Below are 17,692 nucleotides of genomic sequence, written 5' to 3'. Positions count from 1 at the left end.
ATGGCGAAGCTGGCCAGGCATCAGCGCGTCGTAATCGCGCTCTCAGTGCATATTCTGAGAAGTGGGGTCACCAGGTGCGCGCAATCCCGCGTCGATCTGCCCGAGATCCGCTTGGCGCTGCGCTGCCTGCTGCCGCATTGCCCAGAGAAGTGGCCACTGACCTGCTACTGGGATGCCGCTGGCCAGGAGAATGAGATTGGGCGGTCCCAAGGGGTGACTGCCGCGTTCAACGGCATTGTGCGGCAGCTGCGGCGCGCCGGCTGCTACGAGGAGGTGACGCCGCATGATCTTCGATAGAGCGCGACATGCCGGCTAAGGTCGAAGGCTCGTACAAGACCCTCGGCGAGTGGGCCATTGAGCGCGCGGATATGCGGATCGTCTGCGAATGCGGACGCACGATCAACGTGCCCGCAGACAAGATCCTCTCGCGGTTCGGCAGGGATAGCAGCGTCCAGCAAGCGGTGATCCGCCTGCGCTGCACCACGTGCCGGCGCCGCGGGCATGCCACCATTTCTCACATTCCGGTGTTGAAGCGGTAGGAAGGGTTGGAACCATGCCGGAGACGAAGCCCACAACGACCGATGATATCCGCAACTTGCTTGCGCACCTTCTAGCCGGCGCGGCGGGTGAGGATGAAGCGCACTGGCTGAAGCTGATCGGACCGGTGACCGCTCTGCCGATCATCGACGCGCCCAGATCAAATTGGCGGATCGATCCCAAGGGCAAACCCGGGGAGATGGAGGCAATCGAGAAAGCCGCCGAAGTGGTGCGCTTGGCCTACCCGTATGTGCCGTCTCCTCGCGCGGGAGGGTCGGCTCGCTAAGGGGGCTGCGGAGCCGCGCCGAGCGAGCCTCAGCTCTGCTCAGCGCGATGCCTACCGCTCGTCAGGTTAGCGCTTCAGGTAATCGCGCACGTCGTCAGCACGATCGCCCACGGCCTTCACTGCCTCGACGAGCTTCTCCTTCGACACACCGAACGATTCCATCCAGTCACGGACCTCGTAGTCTTCGCTAAGCGAGATCCGCTTGCGATCCTGGCCACCAACCTGCGTCTTGTCGTCTGCCATGTCTTCTCCTCTCGAAGCGAAACCGCTGAGCCTCGCCGAGATCGCTGCCTCGGCGGGTGATATCGATCGCTGCCAATTAGCGGGTGTTCGGAGCTACGCGGTGGTGGCGCCTGAGCGGCTACCCGGCTCATCAGCGTCCTTCCGCGTTTGGTAGATTGCTCCTCCGATAAGGGCGGCCACGCCTGCGGCTCCTGCAATCAGGCTACGATTCCTTCTGAGGAACCCCTTTGACGGCCGTTTGGCTTCGACGTTTTGGGGGCGGGCTTTCTTATTCGGCTTTGCTGTCATGCGGGCTGAACTCTCGTTGCGTGTGCAGGTTGCCGTACCTCAGGCGAGGGATTGTTTCTCCGGCCATAGGCCGCTCGGCGCAGCGTCGAGGTCGAACTCCTCCTCTATCGACCACGCAGTATCCGAGAGGCGCTCTCCCAGCATCCAATGCTCGTCCTGCTCGGGACCTGGGGGCAGGCTTCTGGCGATCGCTTTCTCACGCTCCTCTTGGGCGTGAAGGGCCCGGGCTCGCTCAACTGCCCGGTTGTGCTCCTGCTCGTCGAACATAGCTGCTCTCCTAAGCGAAGGAGAACGCATGAAATGCTGATGAGCTTCTCAGGAAACGGTGTTCGTTGCAGACGTTGCGCAAGCATGATCGCCTGCTAGGCGGTCGCCTTGGCTCAGGAGACTAGTGTTGGCCGCCACCCCTACCCCTGATTTCACCGTGTCGGACGAGAACAAGAAGGAGGTCGCAGCGCACATCGTACCTGCGATGATGCAGACGTTTCGAGCCATGTCCTCCGACAGAGTTGCGACGGCCGATGACCTTATCGACACTCTGTCCCTTTGCATCGCCTCATTGCTCGAGAACGACACGCACATCACGACACCGAAGCACACGAAGGACGCCATGCAGAGCATCGAGACGTTTGTGAGGCGCTGGGCCCGCCGGCTGCGGGACGAACGCCCATCCCCTGATGCGCCAAGCTTCCTAATGCGGTCGATCGAGCAGTACCGTGCCGAACTGGCGGAGATCGAAGCACAAGGCGATAGCCAGGCCTAAGCCTGCGCGGCTGCCGCTATTCCGAGGATCCGTCTCCCGCCGGCGTATCCAAATGGCGGCTGAGGGTGGGTTTCCGCGCAGCCATCCGCTCCCACGTGTCCGCGGCCTGCAAGTGCTTCTGGCGGACGTTGGTGAGCGGCGTTGCCTCAGCGGCCTCACGGTGCTCGCGCGCGCGGTCGTTACAGTAAGCTGGGCTCTCGATCATGACTTCCCCTCGTTTGGGGGCGTAAAACGCCATGATTGATCGAACGTTGCAGCGAAATAGGTGCCTGCCCAAACATTTTGCGAGCGCGCGCGGACGAAGAGCATAGGCAAAAAAAGGGCGCTCCACCACGGAGCGCCTACTAAGTTTGGGTCGTGCGGCACTAATACCAACACGCCGCCAGGGTTCAACTACCTGCGACAGTTCGCTACAAAGTCCTCAGAGTGTAACACCCACAAAGGTCATGAAGAACGCAATTAGGCCAGTGATCACCTTGCCTGCGCCGATGGTGCGCGCGGCGATGCCTCGGCGCTGCTTCCCCCAAGTCTTGTCTCTCGCTGTCCGTACAGCGAGCACCCCATCGACGCACAGAACCGAACCCACGATGAAGAGCGCGATGCTGAAGCCTTTCACGAAGCCAGTGACGCCGTGGCCGGTGAGCGCGAAGAAGGCGATGAGTGCCATCGTGAGCAGCGCATAGACCAGCATGCCGACGTCCAGGACGCTGTAGATCCGGTAGAGCCGCGGGCGCCCGAAGGGACTGCGGGCGATCACGAGCGGTCGCTTGCAGGTGAGGCAACCGCGGACCTTATGTCGCTTGAGGTTCTGGAACAGGATGTTCTTGCAATAGGGGCAGTGCGCTGCCTGGATCTGCATGGGAGCATTCATGCGCCTGCCCTTCCGACGTAATAGACCTCGATCACGGAAAGGCCGCGTCGGACACCTTCGATCGTGACCTCCTCGGCGTCGTCGCATTGTGAGAGAGCTTCTCCGGTCAGGCGCCAACGCATGCCGCCATTGTCGCAGAGCATGCGGCCGCGCGGCGTCCTGGTCATTTTGCCGGAGAGCCGCATCGGGGGATCAGACGCCATCGTCAATCTCCTTTGCCGGGGTGGTTGTCACTCGGAAGCATTCGGGCATGCAGTGGAGCATCGGATGCCCTCGGTAGAAGAACTGCTCGCCGTCCATGAGAACCGGCTCGTGCGCGAGCCGCCGGCACGGCTTGTTCGCAGCGTTCCGCCAAGCACATGGCGCGGCCATTGGCTGCCGAGTCTCGGCCTCCAGCTCGACCATCTCACGTGTCGTGGCATCCGAAAAGAGATCAGCCTGCAGCTCCATCGCGCACCTCTCAGAAAAGGAAGGGGAGGCTACCCAGCTGGCATCCTCGCCCTTCCTCTCCCCCTCCCCTCACTGCTGCCCTGGTGTCGCGCTGGCGCCGGCGGGCGCCGGTGCTGGCGCTGCGGCGGCCGCCGGCGGCGCAAGCCGCACCTTCGCGTCGGTGGTGAGCTTCCGGTAGGCGTCGAGCAGGGCCAGAGACGTGATCTTGCCCATGTCGGTGCTAGTATAGCTGCCGCCGAGAGCGCCAATACCGGCGTTCAGGAGCACGCCGCCGCCGACGATCGAGAGATCCTTCTTGCGGACCTGGCCGCTCGCGATCGCGCGCTGAATGCCGGTGGACACTTCCACGAGCGCCAGCATGACCTGGGCTTCCAGCTTCTTGCTCTTGAAGCCTAACCCGCCCCCGAACATCCCGCCGGCGCCGCCGCCATAGCCCCCTGCGTTCCCGTCCGAGTAGACCACGGTTGCGGTGAGGAGATAGTCTGCGGCGCGGAGCGTGTTCGTCTTTGCGCCGGCAGTGGTCGAGCCTGCCATCTCGCGCTCCCGCTGCAGGGCATCGAAGCCTTCGCCGCGATCCACGATCAGGAAGCAGTTGGAGTTGGCCGCGAGCAGCTTCAGAAGGGGGATCGGGTCAACTCGGGCTTGGCCGCCGTTCTGTTGCGCCTCTGCCATTCGCATCATAGCCGCGATCTGAGGAGGGAGGCCGTCCGTCGGCGACGCTGCGCTGCGCTTCTCAACGATCGCCATCGTGCCGAACGGTTGAACGCACTTGGGCACCTCTGAAGTCTCGTCGACCCCGGTGCCACCCTTGCCCATCTTCTGTGCACTGGCCGTGCCGATCGAAAGGGCCAATGCGGCCGCGGTCAGTATAACCTTACGCATGCTGTTCCTCCTCGTGGTCGTTGCTTCTGCGGTGTGTGATGCGGTTGGGGGGGGCGGCGCCGATCACAGTTCGAGCCCCAGATTCTTCTCTGGCACCGGCGACCCCTTCGCGCCCTTGCCAGCTTCCCCCAGCCCCATGTCGTCGGGCTTCTTGCTGAGACCCATGTCGTCGCCGCCTTTGGCGTAGCGGGCCGCATCCTTCTCATCGAACCGGGGCAGGGGAGGCAGCGAGCCAAGGTCGCTCGAGCTGAGGCTGAAGCTCATCGATGGGCCGCTCGGCGTCTTAGGTCCGGTGCCGGTGCTCGGCGGGCTGCCGCTCCCCGGACCATCGATGTTGATGCGGCCGACGGTCTCCAGCGCCGAGGTCTTGATGCCGGTGTTCCGATCAAGCTGGCGGGAGACCTTCTCCTGGTCGTTCACCACCACGGTGAGATCGGACCGCACTCGGGTGACGCCCACGTTGAACAGCTGCTGGTTGGTGAGGTTGGTCTCTGCGCTTGATAGGGCCATGATACCCTTATCGGCAGTCACGCCCTGGGCCATGTGCATGTTGAGCGAGTAGCCGAGATCGAGGCGCGATAGCATCGCGTCGCCGTGCTGCAGCGTCAGCACCTGCTTGCTTGCCGTCTCGACCGTAACACCCTTGCCGTCGATCGACATGACGCGCGCCAGCGCGGACCGCTGCAGGTCCCGATCCTTGTCCTTCTCGGTCCAGCGGATCGTATCGCCTTCGTGGATGCGGATCTGCTTCGGCACCGAGAGCTCGAGGCGGTCTCGCTTGATGGTAGGATCGAGCTTCTGCGGATCGATCTTCAGCCGGCGGCCATTGTGGTCCAGCTCGACCTTGCCGCGCGGGGTGACTCCCATGACCGTAAAGGTGCCGCGCTGAAGCCCGATTTCGGGGATCTTGCCCGTGACGTCGAGGATCTGTCCCTTCTCGTAGTTTTTCGCGTAGCGCAGCTCCTCGCTGGCGAGGTTCACCCGTTCGCGCACGGTGAGCGTCAGGCCCTCGCCTTTGAGGGTGCCCTCTGCGGCCAAGCCCTCCTGAATGCGGTTGTTGATCGTGGCGCGGGATTCTCGACCCGAGGAAAAGACCGCGGTCGACGCCCGCTCCTCCGGACTCAGCCCAAGCCAGCGCTCGGCTGCGTGCAGGGCAGGGTTCTCGTGCGTGGTCACTTTGTCGCCGAGCACCTTCAGGGCCGCGCTTGCCTTGCCCACATTGGCGAGCGCCGCGACGGTCTTCAGCTGGTCGGTCTTCTGCCGGAGGTTCTCGTTCATCCAGGTGATGGTGATCCCGCCGGCTTGGGTCAGCGAGAATGCCTTGCCGGCATTGATCGAGCCGAGCTGCTTGCGGTCGCCGACCAGGACGAGTTTGTCGGCGCCGATCGCCTCGGCAATGTTGATCAGCTTCACCATGTCGTTGGTCGACACCATCGAAGCTTCGTCGACCGCGAGGATGGTGTCCTTCATCTCTGCCCGCTTCTCGACGGCGGCGGGGCTGGTCCTGTCGGTGAGGAACCGCTCGTTCTGCCAGATGAAGGACGCGATCGTCTGCGCCTCGATGCCGGCCCCCTCCTTCAGGTCGCCGACCATCTTGTTCTGGAAAGCCAGGCCATGCAGCCGCTTGCCGCCACTCTCAGCGACGCGGGCAGCGCCCTCGAAGGTCTGGGCGACCGCCTGCAGCATGGTGGACTTGCCCGAGCCGGCGACGCCCTGGATCGCGACGATCTTATCGGTGCTCGAGACGATCAGGGTCGCGGCGGCAAGCTGCCCCGGGTTGAGCTCGTGCTTGGATGCGGCCTGTACGCGGTCGGGCGCGGCCTCTGCGTTGACGATCGGGGTTGCCCGGCCCTTGGTCGCCTCAATGCGGTCGAGGATGTGCTGCTCGGCTTGCAGCGCCTCGCGGGTGGTCACTATCGTCCAGCTCGTCTCGCCCTCGCGCGTGACACCGGGAATGATGCGCCCCTGCTCGACCAGCTTCTCGATCCGCTCGGTGACGTGCTGGATGGTCACGCCCTTGAGACCGAGGTCGAGCGCGGTCTTGGAAAGCCGGTTAACGTCGAAGGCTGCCTCGCGCTGCGCGTGGATTCTGATCGCCGAGGCAACGGCGAACTGCGCCCGCGCCGCCTCCGGCGAGGAGGCAAAGCGCGCGACGCCTTTGTCGACCAAGGGATCCGGCGTGCGGGTGAGATTGCTGACGAACTCCCGCGCGCCGCGCACGACCTCGGCCATGAACGCATAGCCCCGCTGCAGCGTGCTCGCGTTCTCCGGCGCGGCGGAGGCCCGCATAGCCGCGGCGATCAGCTCCTTTCCGTCGAAGCCAAAACTGGCTGCCTTCTCCCGCCAATCCGCAACCATCTTGTCGCGGTCCTCCAGCGACAGCTTGGGATCGCGGGTGCGCGCGGTGACGGAGCGGATTCCTTGCGTGCTCTTGATGCCCAGCTCGCCGGCCACCTTCAGGATTTCGGCACGACGCTGGCTGTTCACCTCCATCACGTCCTTCGGCACGCCGACAACCTCGAAGGTGCCGTGCTTGCCCTTGGTCTCTATCTGGTACCCGAGCTTCTCCATCTCGGCGCGCAGGAAGGCGTGATAGATCGAGCCGATCACGGTGTTGTTCGACCAGATCTTGTCGGCGTGGAGCGCCTGCCACTTCCCGTCAGGGCTCTTGGTCAGGTTCGCAACAAGTGCGTGGATGTGGAGCTGCGGATCGAGCGCGCGAGAGGTGTCGTGCTGGACGAGCGCGTAGACCAGGTTGCCGGTCTTCACCGGCACCTTCTTGCCGTCGATATCCTTCCGGGTTTCGGCGAGGTTTTTCTCGACCCACGCCATCGTGGCGCGCACCGCTTTCGTGTGTGCGCCGTCCTCGCCCAAGATCCGCTTGTCGCCGGCAACCAGGGCCATGATCGATACGGACTTCGGCGCTGAGAAGGTCAGGTCATAGCCGGGACGTCGCCCCTGATAGTCGGCGACCTTCTCCCCTGAAGCGAGCTGGCCGTTCAGGATCTTGCCCAGGTCCGATTTGGTGACCTCGCCGGAGACGCCTGCCTCCTCGGCCGAGGCGCCGCCCCACTCGCTATAGTCGGCTGCATTCTCCCCGGCGTAGTAGTCCGCCGAGGCGAAATCGTCCTTGCCGTAATAGTCAGCGGCGGACCCTGCTGACCCGATTGAGGCAATGGAGTGCATGACCTACATCCCCATCCCGTCGTCGCTCGGACCGAAGTCCTGGCGCAGCTCAATGGACGTCTGATCTTCTACCTCTGCGGCGGGCGGGGCAGCGAGATCGTCGCGGTGGCTAAGTGCTGCCGTTCCGCGTTCAGCATCGCCTTGCCGGGTAATCTCGGCGTTGGTGTCGTCATCGCCCTTCTCGGCGTCGGGCCGAGGCGCTGAGGGGTCCATACGATCCTGCGCCTCCCGGTGGATCTGGGCCTCCTCCTCGGACGCCTCGGAGGGTTGCGCGAGGATCCCCGCGGCAAGTGCGGCTGCGGCGCTGGGGGAAGTCCCTACCTCCTCCACCAGTTCGGGCGAGCCGTCCCTACCGCCCGCCACTTCTCCGTCTGCACCTCCACCACTCTTTCCGCGAACACTTGCCGCCGGCGGCGCCGGCGGACGCTTTACGAAGCCGGGTGCGACGGTGGGGTAATTCTCCCACTGCAGCTGGATACGCGCGGCGGGGAAGCCGTCAGGAAATTTGACGAAGCCGTGCATCGAGGGAAGGTTCGTGATGTCGTCGGGAATGACGAGCGGTTCGACCTGCTTGCGAGGCGTCAGCGTCGATGCATCGCGGGTGTTGTTGTAGCCGTAGCTGTAGGCCTCATCCATCTGCCGAACCTCGCGGCTGCCGATGTATCGGCTGCAGTGTTCGGCGGTCTCCAGGTCCGCTGCGGCAAGGATCAGTTTGGTGCGGGCGAGAGAGGAAAGATTGCGGGCATTTTCCTCGCCGTAGACATGCACCAGCTTGTCGAACGAGTGCAGCCCGAGGATCATCGCGCCGCCGAAGTTTCGGGCGGTTTGCAGGCCGCTTTCGATTGCTGGCAGACGGTGCAAAGCGCCGAGCTCGTCGAACATGAACCAGGTGCGGAGCGAGCGCGTGCGCGGCATCTCCATCAGGGCGTAGATGGCGAGGTTGCTCCACAGCGTGAGCAGTGCGCGGTTCATCTCCAGGTCGGTGTAGTTCGACGTGATAAAGAGGATCGAACCCGGCTTCTTGTCGCGGGTTATCCAGTCCTTGATCGAAAAGGGTCCGCCGTCGTCGGGCAGGAAGCGGAGCACCTGCGCGTTGGTGTTGAACACCGCGCGGATGGACTCTGCCATTCGGGCGGCTTCCGGCGCCGTCAGCGGGTCCGCGATCGTCTTGGCCAGGTACTTGTGGACCGCCTTCAGATCGGCCGTCATCAGGTTCTCAGCGAGCGCACGGTTGCTGGTCTGCTTTTTCTCGATGAGCTTCATGCACATTTCGATGAAGAGCGTGCGCGCAGCCATGGCCCAGAAGGGCTCTGCCGAGCCGCCGTCGGACGGGATCAGGGCGGCCGCAGCGGCGGTAAATTCCGAATACGTCACGCAATCGTTGAAGATCGACCAAGCGGGGCAGCGTGCGTCCAGCGGGTTCAGGATCGTGTCGCGTTCGGGATCGTAGAAGGCTTCGACATAGGCACCGGTCAGGTCGAACACGACGGCGTTATCCTGGCGCTCCTGCATCTGCTTGATCAGCTTGCGCAGCGCGGTCGTCTTACCGGCACCGGTGGTGCCGATCAGCATCGTGTGAGACTGCTCTAGGCGGTGCGGATAGGGAATGCCGGCGAGGGTGTACGGGTGATGGATTCCGGCGGCCTTCCGAGCCCCGAAGGGCATGCGAAGGACCTGCTGCGGTGTATGGCCGGGAAAGAGGTTGGCAGCCTCTTTCTCGAACTCGACCTGGTTGTGCTGGACGATCTCGGCATAGAGCACTTCCCGGGTCACCAGCATGGCGCCGCGCTCGTGCCGCTCCTCTAGGATGTTCTTGCCGCGACGGCGGGAGAAATCGACGTACCAGACAGCCGCTGGAACGGTGATAAAGGTGGCGATGAACAGGCAGCCAATCAGGCCGCGGATAGCCTTGTGCCAGGCCAGCGCGACCTCAGGCACATAGGGCACATACCCCATGTAGGTTTGGCGCACGGACCCGTCGGGCAGGAGGAGGTTCACCTGCTTCATGGGATCAAGCGAGACCCAGCCCCAAAGCGCCGAAAGGATGCGCATGCAGATGAGCTGGATGTTGTTCTCATCAAGCGTGATCGACAGCACGATCGTGTATGCCAGGGCGAAGATCACCAGCCACATCAGGACCGGCATCTTCGCGCCCGACAGCCACATCAAAACCTCATGGCTGAGGAGCTGACTGCCGCGGGTGAAGTTGCCGGAATTGCGCTTTACCTCGCCCCGTGCGGAGTGGTGCTGGACGGTGACGGGACGGCCGTCGCTGCGGATGTCAGCGCGCGCCATGATAGCGATCCATCCGGTTGTTCACTTCGAGGAGGATGCCGTCACGGCGCTCCGGAAGGTCTTCCTGGATCATCACGTCGAGGGCGAGCTGCGCGTACTCGCAAACCCGACGCAACCGCGCGTCGCTATCAGATATAAGTTTTTGACCGAGCAGGAACTGGTCGACGGCGCGCCGAATGACTTCGCCGGTTGAGCAACCTAGCCGCTGGGCAATGGCTTCGACCTGTGCCACTTGATCCGCGCTTAAGCGGGTCGTGCTTGGCTTTGACTTCATTGATCAGCCTCCGGGCAAAGGAGGCTGATGGGCACTGCGGAATAGACGCCCTCATACTTGCTACGAGGGGCTGTTGCAACGTCTAAGCATTGAGCACGCCGCAAGTTGTATGCGGGGCGAATACACCTAACATATTGGTATTGAAGGCGATTTTAGGTGTATGCGCAGCGCTGCGCTTTTGTATGCACTGCGCATACACCGTTTCTGCCTGCTAACGTATTGGAAAGACTGGGAAACCTAAGCACCTTGGTGCGTACGGTGTGCTCTCTGTAGTCCCATATCGTGGGTGGAGTTGATCCTGCCGCTGACCGATTCAGATCGTTGGGATGGCGTCGCGGATTCCGCGGGGCACCGGCTCGCCGAACGGCGAAACCGGTCATTTGAAAGCGCTTCGCGCGCGGGTCTTCTCGGTCGCAGAGTGTCGGTCATCGGTGGCGATCCTGTAGGGGGGCAGGGGGTCTTTTCCGTCGATCCGGGAGCGGTTAAGATGGGCCTGTTCAGAGCCCGATCAGCCTGACCGAAAAGGCAAGGAAATGGCCAAATCACTGGATGCTGAACAGGCCGCGATCGAGGCCGAGGAACGCAAGTTGGCTGAGCGCCGAAAGGCGCTTCAGGCAAAGCAGCGGGAGGCGGCGATCGCAGCGGTCGAGAAGGCCGGATTGCTCCGGATGCCGATCGACCGTTTGGAGGGCCTGATGAAGGCGGTGAAGAAGCTGGGCTTGGACACCGTGGAGAAGAGGCTGGAGGCTTCAGCCTAGTCTCTTCGAGGTCCAAGCAATGCGGCGGCCGCACGCGACAGGAACCCGCGTGCGGCCGTTTGCCTGTCCGGCGATGTGAGGCGACGGCGAGCGCCGTGGGCGCGAAGCCGGAAGCCGAGCGAGCAGGGCAGGGGCGTGGCTCCGCCGGCTCAACGGTATCAGGCAAAAAAAATGGGAAGCGTGGCCGCCAGACCAGCGCTTCCCATTCTATCTTGCAGGCCGAGATTGGGCTATCAGGCCCAAGCGAGATGCGGTGCACCTTCAAGCGTCTTCACGCGCGCCATCTCGTTAAGCTGGGGCAAATAGGTCACCAGCTCCGGCTCGTCCGAAATTCGTCGGTGAATGATCGGATCAGACAGGCGACGGCGCAGCTCATCTAATGGGATTGCGCCCATGGTTTCCGAGCCGTCGAGCCCCAGCATTTCAAGGATTGCAGAGCCGCGCTCGTCAGGGACTTCCAGTGCGGGCGCAGCGTCGGAATCGTAGGAGAGGCCGAGCCAGATATCTCGATCGTCGGACCGCCAGACCCGGATGCGGCGGCCGCGGAATTGGGCTTCCTCAAGCACCTCGATGACGCCGGGATAGTGGTCGAAGCACGCAGATACCGAGGCCAGCGAGAGAGGGCAGACGCGCGCGCTGAACGAAAAGCTGCGTTCGACGATCGTCGCCTTCTCCGGGATGATCAGGTCGATTCCGAGCCGCTGCGCTTCCCGGCGAAGCAGACGGCAGAGTTCGACCAGCTGGTCGGAGCTGATGATCGCTGGCGTGATGGTGAGGGGATTGAAGCCGTCGTCGACGCGGAACCTGATGGACATTGCCACCTCCTTCGGTTGAACCGCTTTCCCCTTTCTCCCTCCTCTCTAGCGCCCTGTGGGCGCGTCTGATCGTCCCGGTTTAGCCCGGCGATGCGTAGTGCCTCGCGATGCCCGCCAGGGCATTGCTAGAGGCCGAGCGAGCCGGGAAGAGCCAGCGTCGCAACACGCATGAAAAAGGGCCACGAGGTTGCCCTCGCGGCCCATGAAAAAAGGAGGAGCAAGCGCCCCTCCGATGTTTACTTCAGGTACGGCGCTAGAGCCGTTGCAGCACCCCCTAGCACCGCGATAATCGCGATGATGCTCGTGATGATAATCATCCACACCCGCATCTGGTCGACGCCCTTGCTGACTACATCGACGCCCTTGTTGACCGCGTCCATGCTCATCTTGATGCCGTCGAGCTTTGCTTCCAGTGCCTTGTTTGCCTGACCGATAGCCACGTCGATGTGCTCCTCGAGCGCCTCCACCACCTTGGCAGCAGTTTCCTCATCGATATTAGCGCTCTTCAGAGCACGAAACAACAGAACCTCCATGATGATCCTCCTAGATCGTCGAAAAGACGGTCCCTCGCGTTGGGTGCGGCGGCGAGGGTCAAGGATCGCGCAGCGACCGCGTAAGCGGCGGTGGGGGCAACGATTTTCCCGCAGGGAAAATGGTGGGGCCCCGCCGTCCTTGAGGCTCGTCGCCGCGCCCAACACACTGGGACATCTTTGAGAAAGAGATCCCCACACGGGCCCTGCGTGGGCCGGGGCTCGATGCCCCGGTCCACGCCTTCTCCCGGCAATGCGTAGCTAGGGGAGGCCCGGAGGGGCCGTACCGACGCGAGCGAGCCGGTTCATTTTGCGATCACCGGTCACCCCGGCCGGATCATACCAGCGACAGCGCGCGGGCGATGACGGGCTCTTCTGCGCCGTTCACCAGTTCGCCGCGCATCTGACCGCTTGCGATCCTGCCGCGGATTGTGGCGAGCGCCTCCGGGGTGGGTCTGAGCTTGTAGGCGAACAGCACCGGAGCGCCCTCGGCGGTGTCGATGACGATGACCTTGGCCTTCAACAGGCGGTCAAGTCGCTTGCGCGCCAGCTCGGCGTTTATCAGGTCACATACGACGAATTCGAGGCAGTTCGGCAGCTCGTAGCTTTCCCCTTTGGAAGGGGGCGTATTCGCCGCGAGCCACGCATCGATTGCGGCGGTGCTCGGCCCTGAGTAGCCTCGCAATTCGTGGTACTGGTCTGGGCCGCCGCAACCCCCATTGCTGGCTTCGAACGCCGCTACGCCGTCTACGCAAATGATCGCGGTAAAGGCATGTGTTTCCTGCGACAGCGAGGCGCAGTGACGCAGCTTCTTGATCGTGATTTCCACGGTGAATCCTTTCGATTTCGCTCGCTCAGGCGGGCACCGCGGCCAGCAGGAGATGCGGGGGAATGACGAAGCGGGCGAACATCTCGATGGGGCCGTCGCCCTCGCGCGCGAGGCGGGAATCGAGGTGTTGGAGGTAGCTCCACGCCTCGGCGGTTTCGAGCTCGACCCACTCGTCTGCCATCGAGGTTTGGCGGCAGAATTCGGGTGTCATTTGCGACCAGTCCAAGCCGCCCAAGAACCTCGCTCTGCGCTCGGCATATCGGGCAATGCGGGCATAGTCTGAGGCGATGATGTCGATACAGTTCGAGAGGAGCACGGCATGCCCTTTCAAGCAGTTGAGACCGCCTCTCTCTTTCCCTCTCCACTCTCGGCCGCAGGCCGATCGGCCGCGCGAAGCGGGGGCGCCGGCGAGGCGTAGCCAGCGCGCCCAAGCCGAAGGGCTTGGCCGCGCCGCGAGCGAGCCGGGTGGGGCGGCAAGGATTTCCCGGTTCGTCGCAAAAGACGGCAAGAATTGCCGGGTGGGCCGCTACGGAATGCGCGGTTGATCTATGATGAAAGTCTGCGGCAGCCCCTTACCGGAGGGGGGAAGGTCGCCGCGCGCGACGCCGCCAGCGAGCCCCGGCGGGGGCGAGGCTGGTGGTGGCGCGCGCGGCGACCTGGCGTGGGGGGAACCTGTAGGGTTTCCCCCACTCCCGAAAGCACGACAAAGGGCCAGCGCCGGGGAGGGATCGCCCCGGGGCTGGCCAGTCTCTTTCCTGCCAAGGAAACGGGGGAGGGCGGCGCGAGGGGCGCCGCCCTTTGCCTCATCCCCACATGCTACGCTGCGGGGCGGGGGCCTGACTGGAATGGCGGAATGCGTGGGTGGGGACGCCTGCCTTTTTCAGGCTGTCGAGCAAGTTTGCCTGAATGCCCGAACCTTCACAGACGATTGCCTCAACGGGGCGGAGGCCCGCCAGCTGGTCGTTGCGAACAAAGCCCGCGCGCTTGCCATGGCGCGCCGTGTTGGGGGTGAAGGCGACAACCGGCACGCCTTTGCTTGCCGCCCACGCGGTGGCGATCGCGTCGGCTCCCTTGCGCTGAGCGGTGGTGCAAAGCGTCATGTTCGGCACGCGCTCCTTGATCTGGTCGAGCCGGGTCCAGATTTGTTCGTGGTCGTGCCATTCCTGCCCGCCCGAAAAGACGACAAGGGGACCGCTCGGCGCGCGCTGTTCGCGGATGGCGGTTGCGCGGGCTTTGAGGAAGTCGGCGGCGGCGATCTGGCTTGCGGTGGTGGCGCTGGAAACGCGGGTTCCGCGCGCGCTGCTCCACGGGCGGCCTGTCTCGCTGCGGTAGCATTCGGCGGCATAGTCGCGCATGCACTCGATAGCGGCTCGCTGCTCCATCTTGGTTTGCGTGCGCAGCTGCAGTTCCTCCAGCTCGGCCGCATAGATTTCGGAGGGGTCCGGGTGCCGGATCAACTCGCCGAGTTCGAGCGAAAGGGCGTCTTCTTCGCGGGCCAGCTTGGCGGCTTCAAAGTGAAAGCTGTTCACGAAACCCCACGCAATCGCCTGCGCGCTCGTCTCTAGGCGGGTATCGCGGAACAGGTCGAAAAGGGTGACCATGATTGCATGGCAATCGTGCTGCGCCTCGGCGGGCTCGGGCATGTCGAGTTCCTGCGCGGGCGCGCCTCCTTCCACGATCGAAAGCGCGCCGACGTCGCCGAACGCTTCGAGAAATTCAGGGGCGGCGGTTTCTTCGGCGAACGCGGCGGCAATCGCCTGTTCCCGTTCGGTGCGGAGGGCTTCGCCAAGCTGGGCAAAGCTGGTAAGGCGGGCGGAAGTCGTTTCCTTCGTCATGGCATGCAATCCTTGGCAGTCGGTTGCGATCAGGGTCGGGGGAGCGGTTCCAGCGCTCTCCCCGCCCGTCTGACGGTTACTTATTCGGCGGCGGCGTCGATCAGCTGGCCGCCTTCGGTGGCGTTGCCCTCGAAAGCATCGCTACGCTGGCCGCGCGGGCCGCGCTGGCGGCGGGGTGCGGCTCCCTCGCCAGCCATGTCGGACAGCGGCGGGATGGCGGGCTCGCCTGCTTCCTCCGTGGTATTTTCCGACCGATTGCGGCGGCGGCGGTTGCCGTCCATGTCGCGGTTGCCGCGCTCTTCGCGGTTCCACACGACGCGGAAGCCGTCCACATCGTCACCGAAAAGCATGATCGGAAGCGGGTTCTGGAAGCTCGGATCTTCGAGCCGTCCCTGATAGAAGGTTTCGCCGCTGGAGTTGCTCACCTGCTCCCACAGGGCACCCACGACGACCCAGCGGCGGGCGACGTTCAGGGCCATGATCTCGAAGGCGGGGGCGCGATCATTGTCGCTGCGAACGGGGCGGAGACCGAGGCGCGGGAGGTCGATAGTAACCGAGGCGATCGAACCGATAAGATCGCCGTTGTCCGCGCGCTTGAACTGACCGATGTTCATGATCATTACTCCAGTAGGCGGGGGCTTCTCCCCCTTGTCGCGGGCGGGGCCTCTCCCCTTCCCTTTCGACATCTTTCTTTTACTCTCTCCTCTCTAAGTATTTAAGCGCATTGTGTTCTTGACGAAAACTCATCGTACATGGTGAGTCCGAGCAAGAAAAAGGCCCCGACGAGGGGCCGCAAAGAAAAGGGCAAATAACGCATTGGCCGCTCATGCGGCCAATTCTGCTTCTATAGCTGCGTTGAGCGCGGCTCGCCCTTGATCTCATCGCACCTGGAGCCGTCCTCGCAGGGGCTCAAGGCGCAGGCCTGTTCGGCGCGGGCAACAGAAATGACGGAGGCTCCGACGCGCTTGCGCGTTGGATACCGTAGGGCCTTTAGGCCCGGTATTTCTGTTGAGGGGGCTTCCAACAAACAAAAGCATCGGCCGCAGGCCGATACCCTATTGCCCCCGACCGCGGCGGGCAGGGCTGTAACGCGGAGACACTGAGAGGCGGCGTAGGGGGCGGTGAGATCATGGGCTCACAAGCAGCCCATGACGCGCCGATGCGCGTCATTCGACAGCCGGAGGCTGCTAGGGGTGCATGGTCAGCGGGCGACCTGGTTCGGGGGAGGGGAGTGCGGGCTGCAGCGCGTCCCACGATAGGTGGTCGTCACCCGACAGGGCCGAGACCGCTTGCGGGCTCGGTCGGAGCGCCTTCAGGCGCGGAGATAGGGCACCGGTGCCGGCCAACGAACAGAAGCATTGGCCGCAGGCCAATTCATCTGCCGGCAATCGCCAAGAAACTGTTCTTTCCTTGGGGCCGCCGTGGGGAAGGAACAGCGGGATTCACGCCGATCACTCTGGGCCGCTTTCGCGCGCTTCCGATCCGAGCAGCGGATAGGCAGCGACAGTGACCAAAGTTAGCAGCATCGTCACGCCGAGGAAGAACAGCGCCGCAGCGCCCTGGCCGAGGCCGAATGAGATTCCGGTTTCTGCCGCGCCGGCGGCGATCGCGACGAGGCAAATTTTCAGGGTCAGGGTCTGGGGCACCGCGATCCTCCCTTTGATCACAGGTCGATGTTGCGAATTTCGAGCTCCGCCGCCAGCGCGTCCTGGAGCGGATCGCCAGCTTCAGCAGTGTTGCTCAGATATTCTTGCCGCAGCTCCTCGTCGGAGAGTGCCGCGATCCGTTCAGGCAGACAGAGTGCAAGGCGCTCAGCGTCGTCATCGGGGTTCATGCAGCAATCCTATGCAAGAAGTCGGTAAACAAGCATTGGTCGTGCGCGCGAGCGTTGCAAGCTTCTGCGCAAGCAACAGCAAATAACGCTGGCCTATGTTCCTAATATGTTCTATTCGGCGCGCCTGCAAAGGAGAGTGCCCATGGACGTCAACGATGCTCTGCGTGACTTCGACTATGATATCGCGCTCCGCGATGCTTTCGAAGATACGAAGCTAAGCCACTCGCGGCGGATGCTCGCGGGTGCGTCGATCGGAATCGATCTCGCAGCGGCCTATTACTCGGTCGCGCAGCTGCTCGAAGGTATCGCCGATCTGGAGATTGATCACCGCAAGGGGTTGCGGTTCGGCGCCGGCTATCTGGCGATCGAGGATATTCTGAAGGGTGGAGGGCCGTTCCAGAAGCGGATCTGGCATCTGGTGTGCGACCTGCACCTTTCGCAGGCCGTGGCCGACCTGAGCTGGCTCAAGGCGATCCTGTATGCGCGCGGCAGCATGGCGAAGGCGGCGTCGAAGCGTGTCCAGGTGCGGTATTTCACCGATGCCGATACGGTGGAGAGCCCGACGGCCGCTGAGCTGATGAAGGTGGATGCTTTCCGCTGAGTGGTTCCTCAAGCGACGAGCGCGAGGAACCGCTCCTGGCCGATCGGAGGCTCGTCGCTAACCCGGAAGGGCTGCATCGGGTTGCCGGTGGAGACGACGAACTGCTCGGTGCCGGTCGATGCGCGGAGCTGCACGGCGACAGCGTAGGCGTTCTCGGGGGAAGCGAGCTTGCCGCGGAGCGGCGAGAGATTGTGGCTGCACATACGCGGTTTCCGTCAATGGAGTGGAAAGGAAGGTCGTGGTAGGCACTGGATCCTGATCCATGTGGTACGCGTTTGGATCAGACCCTACGCAAGTGATCTCCTTGGAATGCGGGGCTGCGGACACTGCCGGTTCGCAGCCCCGTTTGTTTTGGGAGGATGCGAAGAGTCGCGTCGCGCGAGGGGGCGTGATAAGTGGCTAGCTTGGAAGGCGT

The 17,692-nt window shown here is 63.5% G+C and carries 23 protein-coding genes; 6 read left to right on the top strand and 17 right to left on the bottom strand.

Annotated features, from left to right (window positions below):
- The 3 genes from OIM94_RS19815 to OIM94_RS19805 are packed head-to-tail and all read left to right on the top strand — an operon-like array spanning nucleotide 1 to nucleotide 823.
- Nucleotides 1-297, top strand: coding sequence for a hypothetical protein (locus tag OIM94_RS19815; RefSeq protein WP_264610173.1), 297 nt, complete (start codon nucleotides 1-3; stop codon nucleotides 295-297).
- Between the two features lie 8 nt (nucleotides 298-305).
- Complete coding sequence (locus OIM94_RS19810; protein WP_264610172.1) at nucleotides 306-539, top strand: hypothetical protein; 234 nt, start codon at nucleotides 306-308, stop codon at nucleotides 537-539.
- Nucleotides 540-553: 14 nt separating this feature from the next.
- Nucleotides 554-823, top strand: a complete 270-nt coding sequence (locus OIM94_RS19805) for a hypothetical protein (protein ID WP_264610171.1) — start codon at nucleotides 554-556, stop codon at nucleotides 821-823.
- A gap of 66 nt (nucleotides 824-889) precedes the next feature.
- Here the strand turns inward: OIM94_RS19805 and OIM94_RS19800 are convergent, their stop codons facing one another.
- Together OIM94_RS19800 and OIM94_RS19795 are read right to left on the bottom strand one after the other, a co-directional pair.
- Entirely contained in the window at nucleotides 890-1,066 is a 177-nt protein-coding gene (locus tag OIM94_RS19800; protein ID WP_264610170.1) for a DUF3606 domain-containing protein, read from the bottom strand.
- Nucleotides 1,067-1,393: 327 nt separating this feature from the next.
- A complete protein-coding gene (locus OIM94_RS19795; protein ID WP_264610169.1) occupies nucleotides 1,394-1,621 on the bottom strand; it encodes a hypothetical protein in 228 nt (75 codons plus the stop codon).
- A gap of 127 nt (nucleotides 1,622-1,748) precedes the next feature.
- On the opposite strand from OIM94_RS19795, the gene OIM94_RS19790 reads away from it, so the two are divergent.
- On the top strand, nucleotides 1,749-2,117 hold the full coding sequence (locus tag OIM94_RS19790; protein WP_264610168.1) for a hypothetical protein: 369 nt from the start codon (nucleotides 1,749-1,751) through the stop codon (nucleotides 2,115-2,117).
- A gap of 421 nt (nucleotides 2,118-2,538) precedes the next feature.
- Here OIM94_RS19790 and OIM94_RS19785 read toward each other — a convergent pair whose 3' ends face one another.
- From OIM94_RS19785 to OIM94_RS19760, 6 genes are all read right to left on the bottom strand, one after another.
- Nucleotides 2,539-2,976, bottom strand: coding sequence for a hypothetical protein (locus tag OIM94_RS19785; protein ID WP_264610167.1), 438 nt, complete (start codon nucleotides 2,974-2,976; stop codon nucleotides 2,539-2,541).
- 8 nt (nucleotides 2,977-2,984) lie between these two features.
- Entirely contained in the window at nucleotides 2,985-3,191 is a 207-nt protein-coding gene (locus tag OIM94_RS19780; RefSeq protein WP_121079681.1) for a DUF5818 domain-containing protein, read from the bottom strand.
- A 316-nt stretch (nucleotides 3,192-3,507) separates the two neighbouring features.
- On the bottom strand, nucleotides 3,508-4,290 hold the full coding sequence (locus tag OIM94_RS19775) for a CsgG/HfaB family protein (protein WP_264610166.1): 783 nt from the start codon (nucleotides 4,288-4,290) through the stop codon (nucleotides 3,508-3,510).
- Between the two features lie 93 nt (nucleotides 4,291-4,383).
- The gene (mobF, locus tag OIM94_RS19770; RefSeq protein WP_264610272.1) at nucleotides 4,384-7,506 is read right to left on the bottom strand and encodes a MobF family relaxase; all 3,123 of its coding nucleotides are present in this window, start codon (nucleotides 7,504-7,506) and stop codon (nucleotides 4,384-4,386) included.
- 3 nt (nucleotides 7,507-7,509) lie between these two features.
- Nucleotides 7,510-9,801: a type IV secretion system DNA-binding domain-containing protein gene (locus OIM94_RS19765; protein ID WP_264610271.1), complete on the bottom strand. Its 2,292-nt coding sequence runs from the start codon at nucleotides 9,799-9,801 to the stop codon at nucleotides 7,510-7,512.
- On the bottom strand, nucleotides 9,788-10,075 hold the full coding sequence (locus tag OIM94_RS19760; RefSeq protein WP_264610270.1) for a ribbon-helix-helix protein, CopG family: 288 nt from the start codon (nucleotides 10,073-10,075) through the stop codon (nucleotides 9,788-9,790). The genes OIM94_RS19765 and OIM94_RS19760 overlap by 14 nt, the downstream gene beginning before the upstream one ends.
- 533 nt (nucleotides 10,076-10,608) lie before the next feature.
- Between OIM94_RS19760 and OIM94_RS19755 the strand changes: the two genes are divergently transcribed.
- Nucleotides 10,609-10,833 (top strand): hypothetical protein, encoded by a 225-nt coding sequence (locus tag OIM94_RS19755; RefSeq protein ID WP_264610269.1) that lies wholly within the window; start codon nucleotides 10,609-10,611, stop codon nucleotides 10,831-10,833.
- 233 nt (nucleotides 10,834-11,066) lie between these two features.
- Here the strand turns inward: OIM94_RS19755 and OIM94_RS19750 are convergent, their stop codons facing one another.
- The 8 genes from OIM94_RS19750 to OIM94_RS19715 all read right to left on the bottom strand — a co-directional run bounded on the left by OIM94_RS19750 (nucleotide 11,067) and on the right by OIM94_RS19715 (nucleotide 16,676).
- On the bottom strand, nucleotides 11,067-11,648 hold the full coding sequence (locus OIM94_RS19750) for a hypothetical protein (RefSeq protein ID WP_264610268.1): 582 nt from the start codon (nucleotides 11,646-11,648) through the stop codon (nucleotides 11,067-11,069).
- A gap of 236 nt (nucleotides 11,649-11,884) precedes the next feature.
- Nucleotides 11,885-12,181 carry a hypothetical protein gene (locus tag OIM94_RS19745; RefSeq protein ID WP_264610267.1) on the bottom strand — a complete coding sequence of 99 codons (297 nt, stop codon included), beginning with the start codon at nucleotides 12,179-12,181 and terminating at the stop codon, nucleotides 11,885-11,887.
- A gap of 334 nt (nucleotides 12,182-12,515) precedes the next feature.
- Entirely contained in the window at nucleotides 12,516-13,007 is a 492-nt protein-coding gene (locus OIM94_RS19740) for a hypothetical protein (protein ID WP_264610266.1), read from the bottom strand.
- Between the two features lie 25 nt (nucleotides 13,008-13,032).
- Nucleotides 13,033-13,323, bottom strand: coding sequence for a hypothetical protein (locus tag OIM94_RS19735; protein WP_264610265.1), 291 nt, complete (start codon nucleotides 13,321-13,323; stop codon nucleotides 13,033-13,035).
- 487 nt (nucleotides 13,324-13,810) lie between these two features.
- The gene (locus tag OIM94_RS19730) at nucleotides 13,811-14,842 is read right to left on the bottom strand and encodes a DUF2493 domain-containing protein (RefSeq protein ID WP_264610264.1); all 1,032 of its coding nucleotides are present in this window, start codon (nucleotides 14,840-14,842) and stop codon (nucleotides 13,811-13,813) included.
- A gap of 80 nt (nucleotides 14,843-14,922) precedes the next feature.
- Entirely contained in the window at nucleotides 14,923-15,456 is a 534-nt protein-coding gene (locus OIM94_RS19725; protein WP_264610263.1) for a DUF736 domain-containing protein, read from the bottom strand.
- A gap of 837 nt (nucleotides 15,457-16,293) precedes the next feature.
- Nucleotides 16,294-16,488, bottom strand: coding sequence for a hypothetical protein (locus tag OIM94_RS19720; protein ID WP_264610262.1), 195 nt, complete (start codon nucleotides 16,486-16,488; stop codon nucleotides 16,294-16,296).
- A gap of 17 nt (nucleotides 16,489-16,505) precedes the next feature.
- The gene (locus OIM94_RS19715; protein ID WP_264610261.1) at nucleotides 16,506-16,676 is read right to left on the bottom strand and encodes a hypothetical protein; all 171 of its coding nucleotides are present in this window, start codon (nucleotides 16,674-16,676) and stop codon (nucleotides 16,506-16,508) included.
- Nucleotides 16,677-16,782: 106 nt separating this feature from the next.
- Between OIM94_RS19715 and OIM94_RS19710 the strand changes: the two genes are divergently transcribed.
- On the top strand, nucleotides 16,783-17,277 hold the full coding sequence (locus OIM94_RS19710; protein ID WP_264610260.1) for a hypothetical protein: 495 nt from the start codon (nucleotides 16,783-16,785) through the stop codon (nucleotides 17,275-17,277).
- Nucleotides 17,278-17,285: 8 nt separating this feature from the next.
- Here OIM94_RS19710 and OIM94_RS19705 read toward each other — a convergent pair whose 3' ends face one another.
- Nucleotides 17,286-17,480: a hypothetical protein gene (locus OIM94_RS19705; protein WP_264610259.1), complete on the bottom strand. Its 195-nt coding sequence runs from the start codon at nucleotides 17,478-17,480 to the stop codon at nucleotides 17,286-17,288.
- Nucleotides 17,481-17,692 lie beyond the last annotated feature (212 nt).

Origin of the sequence: Sphingomonas sp. R1 (genome assembly GCF_025960285.1) — a bacterium.
Lineage (GTDB): Bacteria > Pseudomonadota > Alphaproteobacteria > Sphingomonadales > Sphingomonadaceae > Sphingomonas.
Note: the sequence above shows the minus strand (reverse complement) of the source record. Positions and strands in the feature narration are given on the sequence as shown.

Excerpts from the sequence above, each read along its gene's own strand:
- OIM94_RS19815 (WP_264610173.1), top strand. The coding sequence starts at position 1 with ATGGCGAAGCTGGCCAGGCATCAGCGCGTCGTAATCGCGCTCTCAGTG.
- OIM94_RS19810 (WP_264610172.1), top strand. The coding sequence starts at position 306 with ATGCCGGCTAAGGTCGAAGGCTCGTACAAGACCCTCGGCGAGTGGGCC.
- OIM94_RS19805 (WP_264610171.1), top strand. The coding sequence starts at position 554 with ATGCCGGAGACGAAGCCCACAACGACCGATGATATCCGCAACTTGCTT.
- OIM94_RS19800 (WP_264610170.1), bottom strand. The coding sequence starts at position 1,066 with ATGGCAGACGACAAGACGCAGGTTGGTGGCCAGGATCGCAAGCGGATC.
- OIM94_RS19795 (WP_264610169.1), bottom strand. The coding sequence starts at position 1,621 with ATGTTCGACGAGCAGGAGCACAACCGGGCAGTTGAGCGAGCCCGGGCC.
- OIM94_RS19785 (WP_264610167.1), bottom strand. The coding sequence starts at position 2,976 with ATGCAGATCCAGGCAGCGCACTGCCCCTATTGCAAGAACATCCTGTTC.
- OIM94_RS19780 (WP_121079681.1), bottom strand. The coding sequence starts at position 3,191 with ATGGCGTCTGATCCCCCGATGCGGCTCTCCGGCAAAATGACCAGGACG.
- mobF (WP_264610272.1), bottom strand. The coding sequence starts at position 7,506 with ATGCACTCCATTGCCTCAATCGGGTCAGCAGGGTCCGCCGCTGACTAT.
- OIM94_RS19765 (WP_264610271.1), bottom strand. The coding sequence starts at position 9,801 with ATGGCGCGCGCTGACATCCGCAGCGACGGCCGTCCCGTCACCGTCCAG.
- OIM94_RS19760 (WP_264610270.1), bottom strand. The coding sequence starts at position 10,075 with ATGAAGTCAAAGCCAAGCACGACCCGCTTAAGCGCGGATCAAGTGGCA.
- OIM94_RS19755 (WP_264610269.1), top strand. The coding sequence starts at position 10,609 with ATGGCCAAATCACTGGATGCTGAACAGGCCGCGATCGAGGCCGAGGAA.
- OIM94_RS19750 (WP_264610268.1), bottom strand. The coding sequence starts at position 11,648 with ATGTCCATCAGGTTCCGCGTCGACGACGGCTTCAATCCCCTCACCATC.
- OIM94_RS19745 (WP_264610267.1), bottom strand. The coding sequence starts at position 12,181 with ATGGAGGTTCTGTTGTTTCGTGCTCTGAAGAGCGCTAATATCGATGAG.
- OIM94_RS19730 (WP_264610264.1), bottom strand. The coding sequence starts at position 14,842 with ATGACGAAGGAAACGACTTCCGCCCGCCTTACCAGCTTTGCCCAGCTT.
- OIM94_RS19725 (WP_264610263.1), bottom strand. The coding sequence starts at position 15,456 with ATGAACATCGGTCAGTTCAAGCGCGCGGACAACGGCGATCTTATCGGT.
- OIM94_RS19715 (WP_264610261.1), bottom strand. The coding sequence starts at position 16,676 with ATGAACCCCGATGACGACGCTGAGCGCCTTGCACTCTGTCTGCCTGAA.
- OIM94_RS19710 (WP_264610260.1), top strand. The coding sequence starts at position 16,783 with ATGTTCTATTCGGCGCGCCTGCAAAGGAGAGTGCCCATGGACGTCAAC.
- OIM94_RS19705 (WP_264610259.1), bottom strand. The coding sequence starts at position 17,480 with ATGTGCAGCCACAATCTCTCGCCGCTCCGCGGCAAGCTCGCTTCCCCC.